This window comes from Flavobacterium aureirubrum, from assembly GCF_038739835.1.
GTDB lineage: Bacteria > Bacteroidota > Bacteroidia > Flavobacteriales > Flavobacteriaceae > Flavobacterium > Flavobacterium aureirubrum.
In genome coordinates, this window is the sequence record NZ_JBCGDO010000024.1 from 1 (window position 1) to 12,784 (window position 12,784).

The 12,784-nt window shown below is 32.1% G+C and carries 11 protein-coding genes and 1 pseudogene; 11 read left to right on the top strand and 1 reads right to left on the bottom strand.

All coding sequences use genetic code 11. The features are described 5' to 3' along the window. From WFZ85_RS13870 to WFZ85_RS13920, 11 genes and pseudogenes are all read left to right on the top strand, one after another. A pseudogene (locus WFZ85_RS13870) lies at nucleotides 1-109 on the top strand (IS982 family transposase); the annotation flags it as partial. A 20-nt stretch (nucleotides 110-129) separates the two neighbouring features. Next, on the top strand, nucleotides 130-402 hold the full coding sequence (locus tag WFZ85_RS13875) for a GIY-YIG nuclease family protein (protein ID WP_342696918.1): 273 nt from the start codon (nucleotides 130-132) through the stop codon (nucleotides 400-402). A 95-nt stretch (nucleotides 403-497) separates the two neighbouring features. Next, nucleotides 498-785 (top strand): GIY-YIG nuclease family protein, encoded by a 288-nt coding sequence (locus tag WFZ85_RS13880; protein ID WP_342696886.1) that lies wholly within the window; start codon nucleotides 498-500, stop codon nucleotides 783-785. Nucleotides 786-880: 95 nt separating this feature from the next. Further along, on the top strand, nucleotides 881-1,162 hold the full coding sequence (locus tag WFZ85_RS13885; RefSeq protein WP_342696887.1) for a GIY-YIG nuclease family protein: 282 nt from the start codon (nucleotides 881-883) through the stop codon (nucleotides 1,160-1,162). 202 nt (nucleotides 1,163-1,364) lie between these two features. After that, the gene (locus tag WFZ85_RS13890) at nucleotides 1,365-3,533 is read left to right on the top strand and encodes a S9 family peptidase (RefSeq protein ID WP_342696888.1); all 2,169 of its coding nucleotides are present in this window, start codon (nucleotides 1,365-1,367) and stop codon (nucleotides 3,531-3,533) included. A 2-nt stretch (nucleotides 3,534-3,535) separates the two neighbouring features. Continuing rightward, on the top strand, nucleotides 3,536-4,063 hold the full coding sequence (locus WFZ85_RS13895; RefSeq protein ID WP_342696889.1) for an ORF6N domain-containing protein: 528 nt from the start codon (nucleotides 3,536-3,538) through the stop codon (nucleotides 4,061-4,063). A gap of 50 nt (nucleotides 4,064-4,113) precedes the next feature. Next, nucleotides 4,114-5,997 (top strand): peptide MFS transporter, encoded by a 1,884-nt coding sequence (locus tag WFZ85_RS13900; RefSeq protein WP_342696890.1) that lies wholly within the window; start codon nucleotides 4,114-4,116, stop codon nucleotides 5,995-5,997. A 77-nt stretch (nucleotides 5,998-6,074) separates the two neighbouring features. Next, nucleotides 6,075-7,733, top strand: a complete 1,659-nt coding sequence (locus WFZ85_RS13905; protein ID WP_342696891.1) for a peptide MFS transporter — start codon at nucleotides 6,075-6,077, stop codon at nucleotides 7,731-7,733. A gap of 2 nt (nucleotides 7,734-7,735) precedes the next feature. After that, on the top strand, nucleotides 7,736-8,713 hold the full coding sequence (locus tag WFZ85_RS13910) for a PDDEXK nuclease domain-containing protein (protein WP_342696892.1): 978 nt from the start codon (nucleotides 7,736-7,738) through the stop codon (nucleotides 8,711-8,713). 2 nt (nucleotides 8,714-8,715) lie between these two features. Next, nucleotides 8,716-10,218, top strand: coding sequence for a peptide MFS transporter (locus WFZ85_RS13915; RefSeq protein WP_342696893.1), 1,503 nt, complete (start codon nucleotides 8,716-8,718; stop codon nucleotides 10,216-10,218). A 51-nt stretch (nucleotides 10,219-10,269) separates the two neighbouring features. After that, nucleotides 10,270-10,734 carry a thioredoxin family protein gene (locus WFZ85_RS13920; RefSeq protein WP_342696894.1) on the top strand — a complete coding sequence of 155 codons (465 nt, stop codon included), beginning with the start codon at nucleotides 10,270-10,272 and terminating at the stop codon, nucleotides 10,732-10,734. A 15-nt stretch (nucleotides 10,735-10,749) separates the two neighbouring features. Here the strand turns inward: WFZ85_RS13920 and WFZ85_RS13925 are convergent, their stop codons facing one another. Further along, complete coding sequence (locus WFZ85_RS13925) at nucleotides 10,750-12,780, bottom strand: ComEC/Rec2 family competence protein (protein ID WP_342696895.1); 2,031 nt, start codon at nucleotides 12,778-12,780, stop codon at nucleotides 10,750-10,752. Nucleotides 12,781-12,784 lie beyond the last annotated feature (4 nt).

Sequence of the window (12,784 nt, forward strand, 5' to 3'; positions counted from 1 at the left end):
TTTTAAAACAAGAATTTTAGCCAAAATAACAGCATTAACATTGGTTCAATATATCAATAAATTCATTTTTGATAGACCAATAAACAATATTAAAAATCAAATAATTTAATTACACCCAACGGGTTATATATATTATATTCAAAAACAGTTGATAAATATTATGTTGGGGAAAGCCACAATGTAGAAGAAAGAATATTGAAACATAATGAGCATGCTTATAAAGGCTCATTTAGTAAGATTGCGAATGATTGGGAACTGTGTCTAAAGTTAGCACTTGATACTAGTAGTGATGCTATTTATCTTGAGAAATTTATTAAAAGAATGAAAAGCAAAGTGTTTATTGAGAAGATTATATCCAATCCTGATATTCTGCTGGATATTCTTTTAAAAAAGAAAAAATAATACATGTGTCCGTGGTTCTCCCGAAGCTTCGGGACTGGAGGTACCACTGAAACCCATCACTGAAAAGTTGATGGGTTTTTTGTTAAATCTAGACTATGCATTGTTTATATATATTATATTCAAAAACAGTTGATAAATACTATGTTGGAGAAAGCCACAATGTAGAAGAAAGAATATTGAAACATAATGAGCATGCTTATAAAGGCTCATTTAGTAAGATTGCGAATGATTGGGAACTGTGTCTAAAGTTAGCACTTGATACTAGTAGTGATGCTATTTATCTTGAGAAATTTATTAAAAGAATGAAAAGCAAAGTGTTTATTGAGAAGATTATATCCAATCCTGATATTCTGCTGGATATTCTTTTAAAAAAGAAAAAATAATACATGTGTCCGTGGTTCTCCCGAAGCTTCGGGACTGGAGGTACCACTGAAACCCATCACTGAAAAGTTGATGGGTTTTTTGTTAAATCTAGACTATGCATTGTTTATATATATTATATTCAAAAACAGTTGATAAATACTATGTTGGAGAAAGCCACAATGTAGAAGAAAGAATATTGAAACATAATGAGCATGCTTATAAAGGCTCATTTAGTAAGATTGCGAATGATTGGGAACTTTGTCTAAAGTTAGCACTTGACACCAGGAGTGATGCGATTTATCTTGAAAAATTTATCAAAAGAATGAAAAGTAAAATATTTATTGCAAAGATTATTTCCAATCCAGCTATTTTGACAGATATTCTCTCTAAAAAATAAGTACAATCCATGTGTCTTTGGTTCTCCCGAAGTGTCGGGACTGGAGGTACCACTGAAACCCATCGCTGAAAAGTTGATGGGTTTTTTGTTTAATCGGTAATTTTGAAAGATAAAAAACTTTTGAAATTGTATTTGTAGTAAAAAAGCGTGTATAATTCTAATTTTTTCACTAAAATTGACAGTTTTTAAAAAATCAATTTTAATGAAATCAAAATCAATACTTGTTGTTTTCCTTTTATCATGCTTTATCGCTGTAGCACAGCAAAAACTATCGGTAGAAGAAATATATGCCGGCACTTTTAGAGCTAAATCTATGGATGAATTGCAATCCATGAAAAATACCAATCAATATACTGTTCTTAATTTTGATAGAGGTTCACGAACGATGCAATTAGATCTGTATGATTTTGCAACACTGAAAAAAGTGAATACTTTTATCGATACCAAAAATTTTTTAGAACTGAAGGATGGCATTGACAGTTATGTTTTCAGTACTGATGAGAAACAAATCTTATTGGCAAATAATTCAAATCCAATATTCCGTCGCTCGTTCACGGCCGATTATTATTTGTATGACATCGCTACAAAAAAATTGACCAAAATTTTAGAACAAGTACAAGAACCTATATTTTCTCCCGACGGAACAAAAATTGGTTTTGCCAAAGAAAACAATCTTTTTATTTATGATGTTTCATCAAAGAGCATTACTCAAGTTACCTCGGATGGAAAGAAAAACGCAATCATTAATGGAATTACAGACTGGGTTTATGAAGAAGAATTTGCATTTGTTCGAGCATTTGATTGGAGTGCTGATAGTAAAAAGTTAGCATATATTCGATTTGATGAAACCGAAGTGCCACAGTTTTCAATGGATTTGTATAAAAAAGATTTGTACCCAACTGCCGAAACCTTCAAGTATCCAAAAGCAGGAGAGAAGAATGCTCTAGTTTCGTTACATGTTTATGATGTGATATCTAAAAATAGCAAAACCATCGATTTGAGTAATTATAATGACTTTTATATCGCTAGATTAAAATGGACAAATGATGCAAATATTTTGTCGGCACAAGTTTTAAACCGTCATCAAGATAATTTAGATTTATTATTTGTAGATGCAACTTCGGGAGCTGCAAAAGTAGTTTTGAACGAAAAAGATAAAGCCTATGTGGATGTTACTGATAATTTAACATTCTTAAAAGACAACAGTTTTATTTGGACTTCAGAAAAAGACGGTTTCAATCATATTTATTTATATGATAAAAACGGAAAATTAAAAAATCAAGTAACCAAAGGCAATTGGGAAGTAACCAATTACTATGGTTTTGACGAAAAAACAAAAACAGTATTCTATCAATCAGTTGAAAATGGTTCCATTGTTAGAGATGTGTACAAAATTAGTTTAGACGGAAAGAAGAAAGTAAAACTATCTTCACAAGTTGGGACAAATGCAGCAACTTTCAGTCCAGATTTTTCATTGTTTATCAACTCTTTCTCTAGCGCAACTGTTCCGCCAACATTTACTTTAAACAATTCAAAAGATGGCAAATTGGCACAAGAAATTGTAAACAATACGGCATTGGCAGAAAAATTAAAAAAATATGATTTGCCAAACAAAGAGTTTTTTGAATTGACAACCGAAAAAGGGCATAAACTAAATGCGTGGATGATTAAGCCTAAAGATTTTGATGCTTCAAAAAAATATCCTGTTTTTATGTATCAATATTCGGGTCCAGGTTCGCAAGAAGTGGCTAATAATTGGTTAGATACAAACGATATGTGGTTCATGATGTTGTCGCAACAAGGTTATATTGTGGCTTGTGTTGATGGTCGCGGAACGGGTTACAAAGGCGCAGCTTTCAAGAAATGTACACAAAAGGAATTAGGGAAATTTGAGGTAGAAGATCAAATTGACGCTGCAAAAGTGATTGGAAATTATTCCTATGTTGACAAAACAAGAATAGGTATATTTGGCTGGTCATATGGTGGATTTATGTCGAGCAATTGTCTTTTCAAAGGTGCTGATGTGTTCAAAATGGCAATTGCCGTTGCACCAGTTACCAATTGGCGTTTTTATGACAGCATTTACACCGAAAGATACATGACAACACCGCAAGAGAATGCAAGTGGATATGATGATAATTCACCAATTAATCACGTGAGTAAACTGAAAGGAAACTTTTTACTAATTCATGGTACAGCCGATGATAATGTTCATGTTCAAAATTCTATGCAAATGATTGAAGCGTTAGTTCAAGCCAATAAGCAATTTGATTGGGCAATTTATCCTGATAAAAACCATGGGATTTATGGCGGAAAAACTAGAATACAATTGTATAATAAAATGACAAATTATATTAAAGAGAAGTTGTAAAAATGCAGTTAGTTTCAATTCAAAATAAGATTTATGTGGTAAACGGTATTAAGGTTATGCTAGATTATGATTTGGCCGAACTTTATGAAGTTGAAACTCGTGTTTTGAATCAAGCCATTAAAAGAAATATTGAAAGTTTCCCTGAAGATTTTATGTTCAGATTAACAAAAGAGGAATGGGATGAAGTTTCATCATCACAGATTGTAATCATGTCATCACAATCTGTGATGACATCAAAAAGACCTAAAACAGCTTTGCCGTATGTTTTTACCGAACACGGAGTTACAATGTTAGCAAGTGTTTTAAGAAGCCCAAAAGCGAGGAAAATGAAAATTGCTATAGTGAGAGCATTTGTAGCATTGCGGAAAGCAATAGTAAACATAGATAATTTGCAAAGTCAGCTAAAAGAATTAGAAACAAAATACGATAGTCAATTTGAAGATATTTTCGAAGCAATTCAGTTTTTATTGACCGAAAACAAAGAAATTGCAACTCAAAGTGAAAGAAGTAAAATTGGTTACAAAAAGTAATTAAATCACTAAAATATAAATTCAACTAAACCAAAACTAAAACAATAATTATGAGTGAACAAGTAAAAACAGGACATCCAAAAGGACTTTGGGTATTATTTGGAACCGAAATGTGGGAACGATTCAATTTCTATGGAATGCGAGCAATCTTAACCTTGTTTATGGTGAATTCGTTGATGATGAAAGAAGAAGAAGCATCAATAATTTATGGCGGATTTCTTGGTCTTTGTTATTTAACACCAATGCTTGGAGGATTTATTTCAGATCGTTTCTTTGGAAACAGAAATTGTATCATGATTGGGGGAGTAATGATGGCAATTGGACAGTTAATGTTGTTTTTTAGTGCGAGTGTTTTTAGTACAAATTTAAGCTTAGCAAATACCTTAATGTGGATTGCATTAGGGGTAATAGTTTTTGGGAATGGTTTTTTTAAACCAAATATTTCTTCAATGGTAGGAAGTTTATATCCAAAACAAGAAAAATCTAAATTGGATACAGCTTTTACTATTTTCTACATGGGAATTAATATTGGTGCTTTTTTAGGTCAGTTTATTTGTCCACTTATTGGTGATGTAAAAGACTCAGGCGGAATTAGAGATATTCATGCTTTCAAATGGGGTTTTTTGGCAGCATCAATCGCTATGATTATCGGAACGGCTATTTTCTTTTTCTTAAAAAATAAATATGTTATCACACCAGAAGGTAAAGCAATTGGTGGCGTTCCATCAGGAAACGACGCTGGTGATTATGAAGAAGGTGAATCGCAAAAAGCTGAATTTTCAATGAAATCAATTATCACTGCGCTTGTAGTTTTTGCGGTTGTTTTCTTTGTTTTTAATTACTTTACTGAAGGGGAAAATGTGGTTAAAATATATATTTATCCATTTATTTATGCAAGTGGAGTTTCACTAGCAACATTGATCTTATTAGACAGCACTTTGACAAAAGTAGAGACACAACGCATTTGGGTAATTTACATCATGTCGTTCTTCATTATTTTCTTTTGGGCAGCATTTGAACAAGCTGGTTCATCTTTAACTTTCATTGCCGATAATCAAACCGATAGAACTTTTCTCTTTGGTTGGCAAATGCCGGCTTCTATGGTTCAAATTTTTAACGGATTGTTTGTCGTTATTTTTGCCTTTCCATTCAGTGTTCTTTGGGATAAATTGAGAGCGAAAAACAGAGAACCACTTTCTACAGTAAAACAATCAATCGGTTTATTATTAATTGCAGTAAGTTATTTCATCATTGCAAATAACGTAAAAGATCTAGGAAACTCGGGTTTGCTTGCTATTAAATGGTTGATTTTGTTATACTTAATTCAAACGTTTGCTGAATTATGTTTATCTCCAATCGGATTATCATTAGTTGGTAAATTAGCTCCGAAACGTTTTGCTTCATTGGCTTATGGTGTTTTCTTTATTTCTAGTGCTGCAGGATATGCTTTGTCTGGAACTTTAGGTTCAATTCTTCCTCCAACTGGCGACAAATATCTTGCTGCTGAGAAACAAAATGTTGATTTTAAGGCAATTTTAGACGAGGAAAAAGTAGCAAATGGCGCAGAGTTGTTTACGTTAGCAAAATTAAATCTAGCAAAAATTGATAAGGAAAAGGCAAAAGAGTTGAAATTAGATATTGATAAAAAAATAAAAAATATCGCTGAATATAAAAATCAAAAAGAGGTTGCACTTAAAAATCAAAAAGAGTTCGTTAGTAATTTAACTATTAGAGATACAGCATTTACCGCTCAAGAATTAGAGATTATTAAGGAAAACAAAGTAATCAGTGTTTCGTATCCAAAATTTGCGGGATTTACAATCAAAACATTATACGAATTCTTTATGGTATTTGTCGTGCTTTGTGGAATTGCTTCTTTGATTTTATTTCTACTAACGCCATTTATTAAGAAAATGATGCACGGTGTTCGCTAATTATTTTTAAAAATATTTTTATATCTTTCAAACCCACAAGAAGTCCTTGTGGGTTTGTTTTTTAAATCTTAATTACTATGTGGAAAAGTCATCCTAAAGCATTGCCTTATTTATTCTTATCCGAAATGTGGGAACGTTTTGGCTACTATTTAATGATTGGAATTTTTACGCTATATCTTAAAGATGTAGAAGCTGGATTTGCCATGACCGAAAAAGAAGCTTCAGACTTGTATGGAACTTTCATCGCTTTAGTATTTTTAACACCATTCATTGGCGGTTTAGTTGCCGATAGATATTTGGGATACAAAAAATCGATAGTTATTGGGGGTTTAATGATGGGCGCAGGCTATTTCATGATGGGAATCCATAGTTTACCAATGCTTTATCTTGCCATGACTTTAGTAATTTTAGGAAACGGATTTTTTAAGCCCAATATTTCTACACTTCTTGGTAATTTCTATAATGATGAGCAATTCAAAGAAAAGAAAGATGAAGGATATAACATCTTCTATATGGGAATTAATGTAGGTGCTTTTGTTTGTAATTTTTTTGGCGCAGCATTACAAATTCTTTTAGGTTGGCAATACGCGTTTATGGCAGCGGGAGTTGGAATGTTTATTGGGGTTATTGTATTTCTTTTAGGAACAAAGCATTATGGAAATAAAACCGAAAAGAAAGGAATTCAACAAGGCGATATGCCATTTTCTAAAATTGTATTATACATTTTAGTGCCATCAGTGGTTTTTGGAATTATTGGATGGTTGATAAAAGGAGTTCAATCTGATATTAATGTGGATAGTGCCTTTTTTGGTTCCGATAGTACTGATGCATTTATTTTTGCCTGTCTTCCCGTGATTTTCTTTTATGCTAGTTTGTATTTCAAAGCCAAAGTTGATGAGAAAAGACAAATTGGAGCATTGCTTTCTATTTTTGCTGTAGTAATTTTATTTTGGGCGGTGTTCAAATTAAACGGTTCAGCACTCAACACATGGGCAGATCGATATACAGATAGACAAGTAACTGGAACTACAGAAAAAGTGTTTGCTACACTGGTACAATCTAAAGAAATAGAATACAAAAAAGCAGAGACCGAGTTATATGATGATAAATTTCGACTTCAAAAAGAAAATGGCGAAGTAAAAAAAGTGGTAGATTATCCTGTTTATTTCAGAAACGCATCAAAAGAAACTTTACCACAAGAAGGAAGTACAATAAGTGTTTGGGTAACTAGTTTAAGCCAATCCATAAATCCGGGTTGGGTTATCATTTTGACGCCTTTAATTGTTGCGTTTTTCACTTATTTGCGAAGCAGAAAAAAAGAACCATCAACGCCAACGAAAATTGCTTTTGGATTATTAATTTCCGCCTTATCGGTGCTAGTGATGGTTGCTGCAGTTCATATTGGAAATAATGGAACCGAGAAAGTTTCGGTGTGGTGGCTAGTTGCCAATTATGGAATTATTACAATCGGAGAGCTATTTCTTAGTCCGATGGGATTGTCAATAGTTTCTAAATTATCTCCAAAAAATATCACCGCTTTAATGATGGGTGGCTGGTTTTTAGCCACATCGATAGGAAATAAACTTAGTGGCGTTTTAGCTAGTATGTGGGATACCTATGATGACAAAGCCAATTTCTTTTGGGTAAACTTTGGATTGTTGATGTTTGCAACAGTTTTAATGTTTGCATTAGTTAAAAACTTAAATAAAGTAATGAAAGATCACGGAATAAATTAAAAATGAATATTTCAAACGAAGTTTTTTATCAATCTATCCGTGAAGTAATTTCACAGTCGCGTGAACGAGTTTACCGTGCTGTCAATACAGTTTTGTTAGAAACCTATTGGCAAATAGGCAAAATAATTGTTGAAGAAGAACAAAACGGAAGCTCGCGGGCGGTTTATGGAAGTAACTTATTAAAAAACATTTCTAAGCAACTCACTTTAGAATTTGGAAAGGGGTTTGACGAAAGTAATTTGCGAAATATGCGAATTTTTTACAGGTCATTTCCAATTCGTGACGCATTGTGTCACAAATTGAGTTGGACACACTATAGAAAATTGTCAAAAATTGAAGATGAGGAACAAAGACTTTTTTATCTTAACGAAGCAGCAGAAAATGGTTGGAATTACAGACAACTCGAACGACAAATAAAAACATTGACTTTCAATAGAATGTTATATTCAAAAGACGAAGGCGAAAAAAATACAATACATACCATTTTAAAAGATCCATATATTTTTGAATTCTTAGGACTATCTTCTAATGAAAAAAATACTGAATTTGAAATTGAAACTGCTATTATAGATCATATTCAAAAGTTTTTGTTAGAATTTGGAAAAGGATTTGCTTTTGTAGCCCGACAACAGCACATAGCAACGGAAACTTCCGATTTTTTTATTGATTTAGTTTTTTATAATTACGTGCTCAAGTGCTTTGTAATCATTGATTTGAAAACTGATAAACTTTCGCACCAAGATATAGGACAAATAGATATGTATGTGCGTATGTATGACGACTTGAAAAAAGGCAAAGATGATAATCCAACTGTTGGAATTTTATTATGCACAGAAAAAGATGAAACTATTGTGAAATATTCAGTATTAAATGATAACGATAGTTTATTTGCAAGCCAATATATGTTATATATGCCAAGAGAAGAAGATTTAATAGATATCATAAATCATGATAGAATTCGATTTGAAAAAGAAAATTAGATATGCAATCACTAGAACAAATTCAAGATTTTAAAGGGAAATATCCAAAACAGCTTTGGTATTTATTCTTTTCTGAAATGTGGGAGCGTTTTTGTTTTTATGGAATGCGAGGCATGTTAGTGGTTTTTATGGTGCAACATTTAGGAATGAATGAAAAGATTGCCAATCTACAATATGGCGCAACGCAAGCGTGGGTTTATGCTTTTACATTTATTGGAGGATTATTTGCTGATAAAATTCTCGGTTTAAGAAAATCACTTTTTTGGGGAGGAATTTTAATGATTATCGGAAGTGTTATACTTGCTGTCAATCCAAAGAGTTTCTTTTTTATCGGATTAGGTTTTACAATTGTTGGAACAGGATTTTTTAAACCCAATATTTCATCTATGGTAGGACAACTCTATAGAAATGATGATCCAAGACGCGATGCCGGATTTTCGTTCTTTTATATGGGTGTAAATCTTGGAGCTTTAATTGGCGGATATATTTGTATTGCGGTTGCCGAAGGTTCGCTTTGGCAGTCATTAGTTCCCAAAAATCTCAGATGGAATATTGGTTTTGGATTTGCAGCACTTGTAATGATTATAAGTTTACTTACGTTCACTCAAACTCAAAAAAGTCTTGGCAATATTGGATTATCACCTTTATTGAATGTTGAGAAATCGAAAAAGAAATTATACGAAATACTAACTTTTGTAGGTTCATTAGCTATTGTTCCAATCATTATAATAATGGTCGCTAATACTGTCTACACGGATTATTTTATGATGATTATTGGTCCAGCATCTATTTTGTATTTGTTCTACGAAATGAAAAACTTTTCAGCCGTTGAGAACAAGAAACTTTTGGCAGCATTGATATTTATAATTTTTTCCATCTTTTTCTGGGCATTTTTTGAGCAAAGTGGCGGTTCATTAAGCCTGTTTGCAGCCAACAATTTAAATAATGAAATTTTAGGAGTTCAACTAAGCCCAAATGGCGTTAATAATTCAGCCAATTCATTGTTTGTAATTGGTTTTGCAGCATTGGTTGGATTGGTGTGGTTATGGATGGCAAAACGAAAAATAGAACCTAATACTGTAATCAAATTTGGATTAGCATTTATATTCCTTGCAGGTGGTTTTTGGATTTTTTACTACACTAAATTTTTTGCCGATTTAAACGGAAGAACTTCTTTAGGGATTTTTACTTTCGGATGGTTTATCATCACTTTTGGGGAACTTTGTTTATCACCAATTGGGATGTCAGCCATGACGAAACTTTCTCCACAAAAAACACAAGCGGTCATCATGGGAATGTGGTTTTTAGCCAGTGCTTATGGTCAATATTTCGCGGGATTATTGGGCGCAAATATTGCTGAAGCGTCTGAAAATGCAACCAATTTAGAAAAATTAAATACTTATGCTGATGGTTATCAGCAATTGGCAATTTATGCCTTAATCGCTGGCGTACTCTTGATAATAATCTCACCGTTAGTCAAAAAATTGATGCAAGAAGTAAGATAACCAATATTTGTTTTGGCATTCTTTTTGTTATATTTGAAAAAAAATTATATCATGAAAAAATTAGCAATAACGTTACTCCTCGTTTTAGGATCATTAACAATACAAGCACAAGACTTAACTTGGCACACAGACATGAAAAAGGCAACTGAAATGTCTAAAAAGTCTAAAAAACCACTTTTATTATTTTTTACCGGTAGCGATTGGTGTGGATGGTGTATCCGTTTGCAAAAAGAAGTTTTAAAAACGCCAGATTTTGCAAAATGGGCAAAGAAAAATGTAATTCTTGTTGAATTGGATTTTCCGAGAAAAACTGCTCAAACACCTGAAATTCAGAAACAAAACATGGAGTTACAACAAGCTTTAGGCGTGAGAGGTTATCCAACAGTTTGGTTTGTGAAACCAACAACTAAAGACGGTAAAGTAAATCTAGAACAGCTTGGAAGTACAGGTTATGTTGCTGGTGGACCAAATGCTTGGTTAGCTGGAGCAGATGGAATTTTAAAACAAAAAAAATAGTTAGTATTTATTATATTAAAGTTTGTAAAATCCCTTTTCATTTGTATCGTGAAAAGGGATTTTTTCTTTTCTACAAGTCGCTTCCCATAAACGAGCGTAGCTTTTATAATTTGATCCATCGACGACAACTTGTTCTGGTTTCCAGTTTTGAAACACGCGATCTAAATTAATTTTAGGCGAATTTGTAATTATTATTATATCTGGTTTGAGATTATTTGAATAAACGCCTAAACTATCAAGTATTAAAATTTTCTTATTCTTAAAATAAAGTAGATTTTCGACATTCTTTTTTGTGCCAATTTTACAAAAATTACCAACTAGATAAGATTGAATAGCCAGATTATTATCAATATTTTCTAAAATGCTATCATTGCTATAAACGGTTACATTTTCTTTTATTCTCTCGGTAATTATAGTTTGTTTTTTTGTGTTAAAAACAATTAGCTCGTTTGTACTTTCGGTTTTATATTTGTTATAAATAAATGCAAACTGAAGTAATGCAACGCTTGATAATGTTATAATTAGCAAGTAGAATTCTCCTTTTTTAATCCATAATATAGCAAAAATGATTATCAAATAAGAAATGAATAACATTTCCGAATTAAATGAGATATTTTTGAATACAAAGTCATCAAAACTTGCTACCCAGTGAATGGTCAAATTCATTATTTTGATCAAGAATTCTAAAGGTTGTGCGATGAAAAAAGGAACTGTACTAAAGCCTGCGACAACTATTGCTAATAATCCAATGACCATAATTACACCCAGTAATGGTAGAATGATAAGATTTGTAACAAAGAATAATCCTGGAAACTGATGGAAGTAATATATACTCAATGGCATTGCGCCAATTTGAGCAGCAAATGAAACAATCACGATATCCCAAAAGTAGGAAACAATTTTATTTTTAGGTTGCCACATTTTTGATAATAAAGGTTGTAACCAGAGAATAAAAAATAGCGCCAAATAACTCAATTGAAAACCAATATCAAATAGGAATGACGGTTTACACAATAAAATTAGTAACATTGAAACTAGTAAGGTGTGAAAAACATGTACCGTTCTTCGAAGATGAGTTCCAACTGCAACAAAAGAAAACATTGTAACTGACCGCACAACTGACGGTGATAGTCCAGCTAATATTCCATAAGCCCAAAGTGATAAAACAATAATGATTAGCTTGAGGTAGGAACTCTTTTTTGAATTAGACAAAGGTTTTAATAAAAATGTGATAAACATTAATATAAAACCAACATGTAATCCTGAGACTGACAATATATGAACCGCGCCAGCAAATTGATAATCTTTCAAAATTTCTGGGGAAATATCCTGTTGTTGACCAAGTAGTAATGCAATTAAGATGTTTAATTCTTCGGTTGCAAAATTAGAAAGTTTTAAATTTTGAATAATTTTTGCTCTGAAATTTGAAAATCGGGACCAAATTGTTTCTGCTTTTCCTGTAATTTCTATTTGGTTTTCAGCGGTATAAATCTGGGCATAGATTTCTTGCCTTTCTAAATATTTTCCATAATCAAATTGATGGGGATTAAACGCACCTTTGTTTTTGTAAAGTAGTCCGATTACACTTAACTCTGTTCCAATTTTTATGCTATCAACTTGATTGGGATTTTTGATGTTTAAAATTATTTTTCCAGTACTTTTATTGCCGTCAATGCTTTGTATTGTCGCAATATATCTAGTGTTTTTTTGGGTATTTTTAATTTTTTCATCAAGTTGCACTTGAAACACATGATTACTTTCTACATCTTTAATCTGGTTTGAGTAATGATGAGGTTTAAATGTTTCTTTATGGATTATTACGCTTGATATTCCTATTAAAAAAGAAGATAAAAATGTTATGAAACCAAAAGCGATTTTAAAACTGCCATGTTTTTTACCTCTAAAGTGAAAAAAAAACAAAAGTAACAAGCTGGCAAAAAGACTGCCAAAAGCTAATTTCGGAGTTGGATTAAAAAAAGAATAACTAACAATCCCTAGTATGAAAGCAATAGAGATTTTAGCTAATGGAAATTCTAATATTTTCATGTAA